This window comes from Streptomyces sp. NPDC005281, from assembly GCF_040607495.1.
In the GTDB taxonomy this organism is placed as follows: domain Bacteria; phylum Actinomycetota; class Actinomycetes; order Streptomycetales; family Streptomycetaceae; genus Streptomyces.
In genome coordinates, this window is the sequence record NZ_JBEXGX010000001.1 from 420738 (window position 1) to 433347 (window position 12610).

The 12610-nt window shown below is 73.3% G+C and carries 11 protein-coding genes; 5 read left to right on the forward strand and 6 right to left on the reverse strand.

Annotated features, from left to right (window positions below):
- Positions 1–5: 5 nt before the first annotated feature.
- The 3 genes from ABZV42_RS01790 to ABZV42_RS01800 all read right to left on the reverse strand — a co-directional run bounded on the left by ABZV42_RS01790 (position 6) and on the right by ABZV42_RS01800 (position 6050).
- Entirely contained in the window at positions 6–815 is an 810-nt protein-coding gene (locus tag ABZV42_RS01790; protein ID WP_355977609.1) for a hypothetical protein, read from the reverse strand.
- Between the two features lie 303 nt (positions 816–1118).
- Positions 1119–4280 carry a molecular chaperone Hsp90 gene (locus ABZV42_RS01795; protein WP_356050642.1) on the reverse strand — a complete coding sequence of 1054 codons (3162 nt, stop codon included), beginning with the start codon at positions 4278–4280 and terminating at the stop codon, positions 1119–1121.
- An 843-nt stretch (positions 4281–5123) separates the two neighbouring features.
- Positions 5124–6050, reverse strand: a complete 927-nt coding sequence (locus tag ABZV42_RS01800) for a DUF3027 domain-containing protein (RefSeq protein ID WP_355977605.1) — start codon at positions 6048–6050, stop codon at positions 5124–5126.
- Between the two features lie 414 nt (positions 6051–6464).
- Between ABZV42_RS01800 and ABZV42_RS01805 the strand changes: the two genes are divergently transcribed.
- From ABZV42_RS01805 to ABZV42_RS01820, 4 genes are all read left to right on the forward strand, one after another.
- Positions 6465–7889, forward strand: coding sequence for an MFS transporter (locus tag ABZV42_RS01805; RefSeq protein ID WP_355977603.1), 1425 nt, complete (start codon positions 6465–6467; stop codon positions 7887–7889).
- 75 nt (positions 7890–7964) lie between these two features.
- On the forward strand, positions 7965–8471 hold the full coding sequence (locus ABZV42_RS01810; protein WP_355977601.1) for a DUF2771 domain-containing protein: 507 nt from the start codon (positions 7965–7967) through the stop codon (positions 8469–8471).
- On the forward strand, positions 8435–9196 hold the full coding sequence (locus ABZV42_RS01815; protein WP_355977598.1) for a futalosine hydrolase: 762 nt from the start codon (positions 8435–8437) through the stop codon (positions 9194–9196). Before ABZV42_RS01810 ends, ABZV42_RS01815 begins: the two co-directional genes overlap by 37 nt.
- Complete coding sequence (locus ABZV42_RS01820) at positions 9180–10043, forward strand: 1,4-dihydroxy-6-naphthoate synthase (RefSeq protein WP_355977596.1); 864 nt, start codon at positions 9180–9182, stop codon at positions 10041–10043. The genes ABZV42_RS01815 and ABZV42_RS01820 overlap by 17 nt, the downstream gene beginning before the upstream one ends.
- Positions 10044–10067: 24 nt before the next feature.
- Here the strand turns inward: ABZV42_RS01820 and ABZV42_RS01825 are convergent, their stop codons facing one another.
- Positions 10068–10451 (reverse strand): cold-shock protein, encoded by a 384-nt coding sequence (locus tag ABZV42_RS01825; protein ID WP_355977594.1) that lies wholly within the window; start codon positions 10449–10451, stop codon positions 10068–10070.
- Positions 10452–10649: 198 nt separating this feature from the next.
- Here ABZV42_RS01825 and ABZV42_RS01830 point away from each other — a divergent pair, with 198 nt between their 5' ends.
- The gene (locus tag ABZV42_RS01830; protein WP_355977591.1) at positions 10650–10901 is read left to right on the forward strand and encodes a hypothetical protein; all 252 of its coding nucleotides are present in this window, start codon (positions 10650–10652) and stop codon (positions 10899–10901) included.
- Positions 10902–10914: 13 nt separating this feature from the next.
- On the opposite strand, the gene ABZV42_RS01835 is transcribed toward ABZV42_RS01830, so the two are convergent.
- Together ABZV42_RS01835 and ABZV42_RS01840 are read right to left on the reverse strand one after the other, a co-directional pair.
- Complete coding sequence (locus ABZV42_RS01835; protein ID WP_356050705.1) at positions 10915–11538, reverse strand: haloacid dehalogenase-like hydrolase; 624 nt, start codon at positions 11536–11538, stop codon at positions 10915–10917.
- Between the two features lie 64 nt (positions 11539–11602).
- Positions 11603–12604: a hypothetical protein gene (locus tag ABZV42_RS01840; RefSeq protein ID WP_356050643.1), complete on the reverse strand. Its 1002-nt coding sequence runs from the start codon at positions 12602–12604 to the stop codon at positions 11603–11605.
- Positions 12605–12610: the final 6 nt, after the last annotated feature.

Below are 12610 nucleotides of genomic sequence, written 5' to 3' on the forward strand. Positions count from 1 at the left end.
AGGTGTTACTGAACGTCGACGTAGTCACCCGCGGCGCTGACGGCCGGGGTGGTCGAGGTGCCCGCGAAGCTGTAGCGGAAGTAACCGTCGACGGTGGCCGTCGTGGTCGTCTTCAGCTTGCCGGAGCTGTCCGTCTTGATCGTCTTGATCGTGGTGTACGTGGTGCTGGTCTTCTTGCGGAACTGAAGCTTCACCGGCTGGACGGTGTACCCCGCGTACTTGCCGGTGTCCCAGTTCGCGCGGGTCAGCGCGCCGGTGACCGTGACAATCTTGCCCTTCTTGACCGGCTCCGGCGCGGCGTCGACCGTCAGTTTGGAGTAGCGCTGGACGTTCTTGGTGCCCAGGTCGCCCTGCCACTTGATGTTGTTGCTGGTGCCGCTGGCGTCGACGGCGACCGCACCGACCTTCCAGGCGCCGGCCTCGGCGCTGAACAGGTCCTGACTGTCGTCGGACGAGGCCGGACGGAACTGGATCTTGGCCGTGCACTTGAGCACGGTGGAGGAGGAGGCGGTGCAGGTGCCGGGGTCGTCGCCGCCGATGAGGTCGGACGGCGCGGTGATCGTGGTGCCGCGGTAGAGCACCGGACCACTGTCGAACGAGCTCGCACTGACACTCGCCGGGTGCGTCACCGTGTAGGTCGCGCTGACCGTGACCTGCGCGGAGGCGCCGACCACGATGTTCTTGCCGCTGTTGATCACGACGTTGGAGAAGGTGACGCCGGACAGCGGGTTGCCCGCGGCCTGCGCGGCCGGCACGGCGAGAGCGGAAAGGGCCAGGGCGCCGGTGACAGCGGCCACAGTGGCTCGTATACGCATGGTTCCCCAGGTGGAGAGAGGGGTCCCGGCGCTGGTCGTTCCTCACGGCTCGTCGTCTGCGCGGGACCCAAGTGATCGGTGAGTCTGCTGACTCGAGGGGTGAGATCAGTGAGGGGTGCGATTGGTTGTACGGGTGGGGCGGGGGAGTCGTTTTTTTAGGTTCGCGTTACGCGGGGACGGCGCAGGACGGAGAGAAGCCCGGCCCCGGGAATCCAGGGCCGGGCGAAGGCGCTCCGAGCGTGCGTCCCCGCTGAGCGGGCGCAGGCGCTCCTGGCGTGCGTTCCGGTCGGACGGGCGGCCCTGTCAGTCGAACCAGCGGTCCCGGGCCAGCTCCTCCGTGCGGGACGGGTCCTCCAGCAGCGCGGCGACCTCGAAGCGGCGCGGCCACTGGCCCGCCGACCAGGCGAGTCCGGCGGCGACACCCTCCAGCGTGGCGGCGTGCAGCACCCCGTCCCGGGTGCGGCGCCAGTCGAGTTCGGTGCCGTCGACCACCAGCTCCTCGTGCTCGACGTACGAGGCGGGGGTCGCGGGGCCCAGCAGGACCCGTACGGACTCCGGTACGTCGTGCTCGGTGCCCTCGGAGGTGACCTCGCCGGTGACGGACTCGCTGAGCCGCCGCACCTGGAACAGGTCGGCGAGCTCGGCGGCCCGCGCCGGCGGCACCGGCAGCAGCGGCATCCCGCCGGTGAAGGCCAGCAGATCCGGTGAGTCCACGACCACCGCGTCGGCCGCGTCCACGACCCGCACCTCGCCGTCCACGACCGCCCGCAGCTCGTCGGGCAGCGTCACCCGCTCGGGGTCGAGATCGGCCAGCGCCCCGTAAAGGGCGTGCAGTTGGGATCCGGAGACGCGGCGCTCGGGGTCGGCGAGCCGGTCGAGGAGCTCGGCGGCGCCGCCGGGCTCGTCGAGCAGGGCGGCCACGGACGTACGGACACCGAGCGCCCGCAGGACCTGCTCGTCGTCGAAGCCGGTCGCGTCGGCCTCGTCGTACAGGCCGCGCAGCAGCGGATCGCCGCCGGCGGCGAGCAGACCGGCCGGACGGCGACCGTCGAGCACCGGATGCCCGCGCAGCCACCACGCCGTGTACGGCCGGACGACCTCGTGCGTGCCGTCGGGCAGCAGGATGCGCACCTGCTGGGTGATCGCGTCCCGCAGCGGCGGCCGGGCGAGCAGCGCGAGGGCCTCGGGCCACCGGTCGTCGTCCACCAGGTCCAGATCCCGTACGGCGACGATCTCGGTGGCGACGGGCGGCACCGGAGAGTCGGGCAGCCGGTCCAGGACGTCCTCGCACCACACGTCGACCGCGTCCAGCAGGCCCGCGTCGTCGGGTTCGGCGAAGTCCCCCTCGCGCGGCTCCAGTTCGTCCGGGTCGAGGACGACGTCGGTGGCGCGCACCAGGGCGAAGCCCGCGAGCACCCCGCAGGCGGCAAGCGGCTGTTCGCCCCAGCGGTCAGCCAGTTCGGCGTCGACGAAGGCGAGTTCGTCCTCGCGCATGACATGGGCGAACGGGCTGCCGGGCAGCACGAGTTCACCGGCGGGCACGAGCTCGCCCTCCTCGTCCGGGAGGGCGAGCGCGCCGAGCCAGGGTTCGTCGCCCGGTTCGAGCGCGGCGTCACGGACCAGCGCGAGGACGGTGTCCGCGAGCTCCTCCGCGTCCAGGGTGTCCTCGTCCCAGGCCCCGCCCTCGTCGTCGAGGGAGGCGGCCACCGCGACCCGCACCTGCGGAGTGGTGAGCACCGCCCGGGGCGAGGCGGGGAGAGCGCCCAGCTTCTCCAGGAGCGGGTGGGCCGCGTCCGGGTGCGCGACCTTCAGGCCGAGCCGGGCGAGCGTGCCGAGGGCCACCAGGGACCCCTCCGCGGTGGGCAGCAGGATCTGGCGGGGCCCGATCGTCGTACGGCCGTCGGCGAGCGGCACCGGCAGCCCGGACAGCCGGTCCGGGTCGACCCCGGCGAGGCTGTCGTACAGGCGGTGCCACCACTCCGGGTCCTTCTCCAGGCCGGCCAGCCGGTCCACGGCCTCGGTGAGCGGAACCCGGGCGACGCCCAGCGTGCGCAGTTCGACCCGCCGTTCGAGCCCGGCGGGCAGCAGGCCGGTCAGCACCTCGGCGAGCACCCGGACGGTCTCGGCGCCCGCGCCCTCCACCACCTCGGCGTCTCGCGGCCGCAGGGCGGCGGGGTTCTCCGCGGCACTGCTCCCGGGCCAGTCCTCGGGGGCGTCGACCGTCGGCAGCCGTTCCGGCGGCGCGGCGGGCGGCAGGAACGCGGTGCGCGGCAGCCGGTCCAGGATCGCCTGGCGCAGCGCTCCGTCGAGCCCGCCCTTGCCGAGCGGGCCGGGCACCAGGTCGATGATCCCGGTGTCCACCGGCCGCCAGGAGGCGAGGAGTTCGGCGTAGGCGTCCGCCGCGCGCTCCACCAGGAAGTCCGTCAGCGGACCGGGGGCGGCGTGGCGGCGGGTGGGGTCGAGCGGGAAGGAGGCGATGAGGAGCGCGGGCACGCCGAGGGCCTCGTCGCTCGGCGTCGGCGCGTGCACGACGGGGTTGGTACGGGGGCGGGCCGGGGCGCCCTCGGCGCCGACCGGGACGGCCCAGGTCACCGACCACTGCGGACGCAGCCGTTCCTCGACCGGGCGGTCGGCGAGCAGGGCAGGGTCGAGGGGGCCGTGCGCGGCGACGGTGCGGTAGCCGGTCGTGCCGTCGCGGGAGTCGTCGATGACGGTGCCGTGCTCGGCGGCCGTACGGCGCAGGGTGCGGACCTCGGCGTCGCCGATCTCCACGACCACTTCCTCCAGGCCGGGAAGGGCCAGCAGGAGGGCGTCGTCGATGGTGCGCAGGAGTCGCTCGGCGAGATCCTCGGCGGCGGTGTCGCGCAGCGGCAGGATCACGGCGGTGTCGTACGGGGCCGGGGCGGTGCCCTCGGCCGCGAACGGCAGCCTCAGCAGCGGCACATGGCCGTCCCGGCGGCGGATCTCGTCCCCGAGGCCATGGCTGTCCTCGGCGGTGCCTGCGGCGAGGTCGCGGGCCTCGGCGAGCGACCAGCGGACGCCGCCGCCGCGGCCGACGACGGCGGGCTCGTCGGTGACGGCGAGCACCGCGGCGAAGCCGACGCCGAAACGGCCCACGGCCGTGTCGGGGGCGTCCCGCTTCGCGGAGGCCCTGAGGGTGGCGAGGGACTCGACACCGGCCGCGTCGAGGGGGGCGCCGGTGTTGGCCGCCACGAGGACTCCGTCGCGGAGCGTGAGACGCAGGCGGCCCGGGGTGCCTGCGCGGGCCGAGGCGTCGGCTGCGTTCTGGGCCAGTTCCACGACGAGGCGGTCGCGGTAGCCGCCGAGGACGAGGTCCTCCTCGGCGTTGGCGTCCTCGCGGAACCTGGCCGGGCTGGTCGCCCAGGCGTCCAGCACTCCGCGGCGCAGGCGCGCCGTGCCGAACGGGTCCGCGCCCTCGGCAGCCGGCCGCACGAACTTACTCACGGGTTCACTCTCCCTCTCGCCTGACGCGACCGCGAATGCTGCACCGGGTCGCGGCATGAAGGTACCGCGCGCGCTCTCCCGCATTCGGCGGGGTCGCTCGCGCCGGCGTTCGCGGTTCGGCTCCGCTTCCGGTTCGGGTCCGGTGGGTGGGTCGGGGCCGCGCCGGTACATCCGCCCGCATCCGAACGGATCCCACCGGTGTTGCGAAGTGCGGGTGGATGATGATCCGTCCGGCCTGCGGGCATTTGATGTACCGGCCCGTCCCCTCCCGCCGAATCCCGACTGCGGGTGTGCGGTGGCTCGGGTGCGGCCCCTCCCGCCGGATGCCGGCTGCGGGTGTGCGGTGGCTCGGGTGCGGCCCCTCCCGCCGGATGCCGGCTGCGGGTGTGCGGCGGCTTGGGTGCGGCCCCTCCCGCCGAATCCCGGCCGCGGGTGTGCGGCGGCTTGGGTGCGGCCCCTCCCGCCGGATGCCGACTGCGGGTGCGTCGTGGCTTGGGTGCAGCGCCTGACGGGCGTGGCCTTCGGGGCCTTCGGCCCGTCCTTCGACTGTGGGGCGCATTTCCGTCCTGGCCGGGGGAAAATCAGCCCCTCCGGCGTTTGAGGAGCGGGGTCTGGGGCGGAGCCCCAGGGGTGATGGGGGTCCCCCCTGGTCGAGCGAAGCCGAGACCTTGGGGGAGGGTAGGGGCGGAGGGGGCGAGAACAGGCGGCGCACCCGTGCCGGGGACGGTGCGGGGGCTCGCACCCGTGCCGGGGACGGTGCGGGGGCTCGCACCCGTGCCGGGGACGGTGGCAGCCCCGGTCCCGGCGCCGGGACCCGTGAAGGGCCCCGGGGCCAGAGAAAAGCTACGAGTGGCCCAGTTCCGCCTGGGAGTCGTCCTCGGTCGCCGGGACCGAGCCCGAGTCGGGGGACGGCCGGAGCGGGAAGGGGTCCACCTGGGTCTCGTCGATCACCGGAAGCGGCGGCCGCGGAGGCGTCGGCATGACGGCGGCCTCCGAATGCCCTCCGCACCCGTACGCGAGGGAAACGACACGCCCGTCCGCCGGCGAGAACTCATTCGCGCAGACACCGAACGCCTGTCCGAGCGAGCCCCCGATACGGTTCAGGAACCCACAGCTGACGCACGTCGCCGGCGCGGCCTGCGCCATCGCCGTCTTGGCCCCGTACGAGTCCTCCCAGCGGTCGGCCGCGACATGCAGCCCGTACCGCGAGAGCACCCGGGCCCGGCGGAGCCCCAGCTCCTCGGCCACGGCGGCGATCGAACCCCGGCGCGGAGCCATCGGCAGGTCGGCGGGCACCCCCGCGGTCAGCTCCGCGTCCTCCGCCTCCACCAGCTCGGCCATGTCCTCGGAGACCGCGGAGTTCGGCGCGGGCTCGTCCTCGCCGGACCAGCCCGGCTCCAGCCGGAGATCCTCGGCGTCCGTGGGCAGCAGGTCCCCGGGACCCATGTCGCCGGGGCGGAGCCGCTCGCTCCACGGCAGCCACTCCGGGGCGAGCAACGCGTCCGTGCCGGGCAGCAGCACCGTCTCGTCGAGGGTGACGATCTTCGCCCGGGAGGCGCGGGCCACGGTCGACGCCCAGCGCCAGCCGCGGTACCCGGGTTCCTTGCACTCGAAATAGTGCGTGACAACGCGGTCCCCCTCGGAGACCAGTCCGAGGTGCTCGCCGACGACGCCGGGGTAGGCGGCCTCCTCGGCGGCCGCGCGGGCGAGGTCGACGGCCTCGGCGCACAAACGGTCTGGGGTGCGGCTTCGCGTTGTCGCTGCGCTCACAGGTATCGCTTCTCTCCTACGCCGTCTCACGGGTGCGCCAGTCCTCGGCGGGGGTGCGGACGGAGCGGACCGTTGGGCCGCGTCGACGTCCGCGCCCGATCGCACTCGGGCGCACCTACGCCATCCATTCTGCGGGATGGCCGAGAGGCGCGCGGCCGAGAACAATCGCCGCAGGCGCGTTAGGCACGCTACCTTCTCCTGGCGCCTGGGCCCACACCGGCAGCCGTCTTCGGTGCTCCGCGCCGGGATCTTTGCGGCTCCCCGGCCCGATCCGGCCGATCCGGCCGATCCGGACCGGAAGTTCCCGGCCACCCACCCGTCTCGCCCAGTCCGGTGGTCCCGACGTGGCCCCACTCGGCCCCCGTACGCGCGGTAACCGCACTACACACCCCGAACTCGGGGCACTATGACGGAGTGGCGTCCGCGAGGTCACCCCAGGGAGCAACCGGTGTCGGTGGCGCCAAGGGGAGCAACCGAAGTGGCGGATCGGGCCGGGTGACCGGGTCCGTCCGTGCGGTGGGGCGTGCCCTGCACTTCCCGGTGTCACGGACCGCGCGCGGAATCCGCAAGGCGACGCACGCGCACGGGGCGGGCGAGTCCGGCCTCGGGAAACTGATCGAACTGCACGCCGTGAACGGCGCGGGCGACGTCATGATCACGGTGGCGCTGGCCTCCACCGTGTTCTTCTCCGTGCCGACCGACGAGGCCCGCGGCCGGGTCGCCCTCTACCTGGGCATCACCATGGCGCCCTTCGCCGTCCTCGCCCCCGTGATCGGCCCGCTGCTCGACCGTCTGCCGCACGGCCGGCGGGCCGCGATGGCGGGTTCGATGCTCGCGCGGGCGATGCTCGCCCTGATGCTGGCGAGCGCGGTCGTCACCGGCACCTTCGAGCTGTATCCCGCCGCGCTCGGCGTGCTGGTCGCCTCCAAGGCGTACGGCGTGGTGCGCAGCGCCGTGGTACCGCGACTCCTGCCACCCACGTTCTCGCTGGTCAAGGCCAATTCCCGGGTCACTCTCGGCGGACTCCTGGCCACCGGTGTGGCCGGGCCGATCGCCGCCGTGCTCCAGTCCCTGGGGGCCCGCTATCCGCTCTACGGCGCCTTCACGATCTTCATCGCGGGCACGTTCCTGTCGTTCTCCCTGCCGCCCAAGGTCGACTCCGCCAAGGGCGAGGACACGGCGCTGCTCGCCGCCGACGAGGACCATCTGCACGGCCCCCATCTGAAGAAACCCCCGCGCCCCGGACTGCGGACCGTGGGGACGGCCGTCACCCACGCGCTGGGCGCCAACGCCTCGCTGCGCTGCCTGTCCGGCTTCCTGATCTTCTTCCTCGCCTTCCTGCTGCGCGAGCACCCGCTCACCGGCAAGAGCGCGGCGGTCTCGCTCGGCCTGGTGGTCGTCTCGGCGGGCGTGGGCAACGCGCTCGGCACGGCCGTGGGGGCCTGGTTGCAGCAGCGCGCCCCGGAGATCATCATCGTGACCGTGGTGGCGCTGGTGGTGGCCGCCGCGGTCACGGCGGCGCTCTTCTTCGGCACTCTGATGGTCGCCTGCCTCGCCGCGATCGCCGGTTTCGCGCAGGCCCTCGCCAAACTGTCCCTGGACGCGCTGATCCAGCGCGACGTCCCCGAACTTGTCCGGAATTCGGCCTTCGCCCGCTCCGAGACACTGCTCCAGATGGCCTGGGTCCTCGGCGGCGCCATCGGTATCGCGATGCCGCTCAACGGCCCGCTCGGCCTCTCCGTGGCGGCCGGGATCGTCGCCGTGGGATGGCTCGCCACCGCGCGCGGACTGCTCCTGGTGGCACGGCGCGGCGGATCGGCCCGCGGCCGCGTCTCCTGAGCCGCGCGGGGGCCAACCACGGCACGCCGCACCCCACGTGGGGGCACGGGTGGGCGTGCCCGATAACCTTCGGTCATGACCTCCCTGCCCCGCGGCAGAGCCGCTAATGGACAAGGCGCTGCGCGCCGTCGCCGCGCCGTCGCCACGGTCGGCGCCGTTTCCGCCGGACTCCTCGCCCTGTCCGCCTGTGACAAGCCGACCCCCATGGCCACCGTCACGGTCGGCGACAAGTCGGTGAGCTCCGAGGCCGACTGCTACAACGACGGCAACGCCCTGAAGCCCGCGGACCTGACCAGCTGCCTGCGGTCCAAGGACATCAAGTCCATCGACGTCGACCCCGACTCGACCGTCCGGTTCGGCGTGGACCCGAAGATCGCGGACAAAGGCTGGACGATCCTGATGAACGGGCAGCAGCTGCTGCCCGAGAGCACCAAGAAGACGTACCTGACGATTCCGGGCAGCGTCTTCTTCAACCAGCAGTACGGCGCCAGTGGCAACTCGACCCTTGTCTCCATCAAGGAGGGCAAGACGACGGTCACCGGCCTGTGGTCCTTCAAGTTCAAGAAGGACTCGGACAACTGATCGCCGCCGCCGGGCCGAGGGTGCTCGTGGCCACCGCCGTCTCCGCGGAGAGGGAAGCGGTGGCCGCGGCGTCGTCCGGCACGGCGCACGCGATACGGCTTCCGGGGGCGACCCTCCACCGGGCCGGTGGGCATGATCTGCTCGCCGCCGGTGTCGGCCCCGCCCTCGCCGCCGCCTCCGTCTCCGCCGCGCTGACCGCCGCCGCCCTCGACGGCACGCCCTACCGCCTCGTCGTCTGCGCGGGGATCGCCGGCGGATTCCAGCCCGGCGCGCCCGTGGGATCGCTCGTGATCGCCGACGACATCGTCGCGGCGGACCTGGGCGCCGAGACGCCGGAGGGGTTCCTGCCGGTCACCGAACTCGGCTTCGGGACCGTCAGCCACCGGCCTCCGAAATCACTCGTACGAGAGGTCGCGGCGGCCACCGGCGGCAGCGTCGGAACGGTCCTCACCGTGTCGACCGTGACCGGCAGCGCCGCCCGCGCCGCCGAGCTGCGCGCCCGGCACCCGCGTGCCCTCGCCGAGGCGATGGAGGGCTTCGGGGTCGCCGAGGCCGCCGGCGCGCACGGTGTGCCGGTGCTGGAGATCCGCGCGGTGTCCAATCCCGTCGGCCCGCGCGACCGCGCCGCGTGGAACATCGGCGCCGCCCTCGCGGCCCTCACCGGGGCGTTCGGGAAGCTCGGACCCCTGCTGGAGAGTTGGAACCCTCATGAGCGCACTGACTGAATCCGCCGAGGCCCTGCGGATCGCCTACTCGCCCTGCCCCAACGACACCTTCGTCTTCGACGCCTGGGCGCACGGCCGAGTCCCGGGCGCGCCCTCCCTCGACGTGACGTTCGCGGACATCGACATCACCAACGGCATGGCCGAGCGCGGCGAGTTCGACGTGCTGAAGGTGTCGTACGCCGTGCTGCCGTACGTCCTCGACCGGTACGCGCTGCTGCCGTGCGGCGGCGCGCTCGGGCGGGGCTGCGGTCCCCTCGTGCTGACGAAGGAGGCCGGCACCGGACTCGCGGGCCGCACCGTCGCCGTGCCGAGCGACCGGTCGACGGCGTATCTGCTGTTCCGGCTGTGGGCGGCGGACACGGTTCCGGGCGGGGTCGGCGAGATCGTGGTCATGCCGTTCCACGAGATCATGCCGGCGGTGCGGGACGGGAAGGTCGACGCGGGGCTCGTCATCCACGAGGCGCGTTTCACGTACCAGAACTACGGGCTGCACAAGCTCGCCGACCTGGGCGAGCACTGGGAGCGGACCACCGGGCTGCCGATCCCGCTGGGCGCGATCATCGCCAGGCGGTCGCTGGGAGCGGAGCGGCTCCTGGAGCTCGCCGAGGCCGCCCGCGCCTCGGTCCGCGCCGCCTGGGACGACCCCGAGGCCTCCCGCCCCTACGTCCTGGAGCACGCCCAGGAGATGGACCCGAACGTCGCGGACCAGCACATCGGCCTGTACGTCAACGAGTTCACGGCCGATCTGGGCGAGCCCGGATACGCGGCGGTCCGCGGGCTGCTCACCCGCGCGGCGGCCGAGGGGCTGGTACCGCCCCTCGGACCGGACGCACTGGCGTTTCCCTGAGCCGTCAAAGGCTCTGAGGGCCCGTCATACGTCGAGCTGGTCGGCGACCGCGCGCAGCAGGCCCGCGATCTGCTTGCCGGAGGTCTTCTCGGGGTAGCGGCCCTGTTCCAGGGTGGGCGTGATGTTCTCGAGGAGGGTCGTCAGGTCCTGGACGATGGACGCCAGTTCGTCCGGTTTGCGGCGCTGGGCGGCCGCGACCGAGGGGGTCGGGTCCAGAAGGGTCACCGAGAGGGCCTGATCGCCGCGCTGACCGGCGACGACGCCGAACTCGACACGCTGGCCGGGCTTGAGGGCGTCTACTCCGGCGGGCAGGACCGAGGAATGGACGAAGACGTCGCCGCCGTCGTCGCGGGAGAGAAAGCCGAAGCCCTTCTCTGGATTGAACCACTTGACTTTGCCGGTGGGCACGTCTGTCCTCGTCCTCGTACTCGTCGGAAACTTCTCTGGGAACGGGCCCGGACGGTCGCGTCGGCAACTGCCCGAGAAACGCCTCTGGATAGCACTACAGCGGGTCCGCCGACCCGCCGGTACCAAGGCTAATGGTCCGTCGGCTCGTGACAAGACGTCGCTGGATTGTTCCTTCGCGCTGGGAACTACCCTGGTGGGGTGCGTGACAAAACCCAAGCGAATTCCCTGGAAGCCGGTGACCGGCTGATCCGTGCCGGTGCCATCGTGTTCTTCGTCGGAGCGTTGGCCACACTGGTCACCGTGGCCCCACTGCTGCTCGGTACGAAACCTTTTCCGTTCTACATGTTCGGCTTGAGCATGCTCATGGGCGTGGGATTCCTGCTGGCCGCGGCGGGCGTCCTCCAGTCCGCCGCCGCGGGCCGCCGCAGAGCCCGCGGCGCCCGCTCCTGACGGCTCGCGCCTCCTACGGGCGGTGCTTCTCCAGCCACGCCGGGAACTCCGTGAGGTCGCGAAGGACGATGTCCGCGCCGGCCGCGCGCAGTTCGTCGGCGTCGCACGGTCCGGTCGCCACGGCCACGCTGTACGCCCGCGCGGTCCGCGCGCCGCGTACGTCGCCGGTGTGGTCGCCGACGTACACGCTCGCGCCGTGCTCGCGCAGGGCGACCGCCTTCTGCTCGGCCCACAGGTTGCCGACGACCTCGTCCGCGTCGATGCCCAGGTGGTCCAGGTGCAGCCGGGCGTTGGGCTCCCACTTCGCGGTCACGACGACCGCGCGGCCGCCCGCCGCCCGCACCGCCGTGACGGCCTCGCGCGCGCCGGGCATCGCGAGGGTGCCGGTGATCGCGTGCTCGGGGTACATCTCGCGGTAGAGACCGGCCATCGCCGGTATCTCCTCGGCCGGGAACCAGTGGGCCAGTTCCTGCTCCAGCGGAGGCCCGAGCCGCGTGACCACGAGATCGCAGTCGATGTACGCCCCGGTCCGTGCCGACATGGCCTCGAAGCAGGCGTGGATCCCCGGCCGGGAGTCGATCAGGGTCATGTCGAGGTCGAATCCGACGGTCAGCGCTGGTGAGGTCATATGGGCCATTGTGCCCAGGCCGCCGGGGCCCCGGTCCAGGCCTTTTCGCACGGGGAGGGTCCCGTGCCGGGCCTCAGCGCGTGCGCTGGGAGCGCCAGACCAGGTACAGGGCCGAGGCGACCGCCGCGCCGCGGACGACGAAGGGCCAGGTCTGGGCCATGGCCTCGTTCATGTGGCCCGTGGCGACGGGAGTGCCCCAGCGTCCGTTCGAACGCCCCCAGAGCCAGACGATGCCGGCCGAGGCGGACAGCCCCGGCAGGACGAGGACGGCCCACTTCGACTCCGCCCGGGTCAGCCGGCGCGAGCCGTAGGCGATCAGCCAGCCGAGGCCGAGGGCCAGCCAGTTGCCGAGGACCGCGCCGGCCACGAGGAGGGCGGCGGCGATCAGGAGCAGCGGGTTGGTCCAGCCGCCGAGGCGCGGCAGGAGCCGCCGGGGCAGGCGGCGCGCGACGGCGGCCTCGGCGGCCGGCTCGTCCTCGGGGTCCGGTGCCGCCGTCTCCTCGGCGGGCGTCGCCTCTTCGTGGTCCTTCTCCCCCGGGGGCGGCTTGAGCAGTTCGGGGATCTCCACACCGCCGACGAACCCGGGCACGCTGTCGCCGAGTCCGAAGGGGCTGTCGGTGGCACGCCACCAGTCGGGCCGGGTCGCGCTGTCGCCCAGTTCGGAGGCGCTCGCCAGATGGGGCGGGGACGGCGCGTCGGCTCCGGCGCTCTCGGCGGTCCGCTCCGGGGCCGGCCGGGGGCGCGGGACGACGCGGCGCAGCCTCTTGGGGCGCTCCTGCGGTTCGGCGGCGGCGCGCTGGGACGGCACGGCGGCCCAGGTCCGGTCGCCGGTGTCGGGGGCGCCTGTGCCCCGTCCGGCGGCGGCGACGATCTCGTCGGGGGTGCCGAGGCGGTCGAGGATGCGGCGGACGGCGGCGGGGCTGTCGTTGCCGGTTCCGGCCCGGCGGCGCCCGATCTCCTCGCGCAGTTCCGTGACCAGGCGCATACGGGTCGCCGACGGCAACTGCCGCCGCTGGGCCAGGTCGCCGACCCGGCTCAGATAGTCCAGGACCAGCTGCTCGCTCTCGATCCCCACGAAGTC

Bases quoted from the DNA above. Each gene is read 5' to 3' on its own strand.
- ABZV42_RS01820 (WP_355977596.1), top strand. From the start codon at position 9,180: ATGAGCGCACTGACTGAATCCGCCGAGGCCCTGCGGATCGCCTACTCG.
- ABZV42_RS01835 (WP_356050705.1), bottom strand. From the start codon at position 11,538: ATGGCCCATATGACCTCACCAGCGCTGACCGTCGGATTCGACCTCGAC.
- ABZV42_RS01810 (WP_355977601.1), top strand. From the start codon at position 7,965: ATGACCTCCCTGCCCCGCGGCAGAGCCGCTAATGGACAAGGCGCTGCG.
- ABZV42_RS01790 (WP_355977609.1), bottom strand. From the start codon at position 815: ATGCGTATACGAGCCACTGTGGCCGCTGTCACCGGCGCCCTGGCCCTT.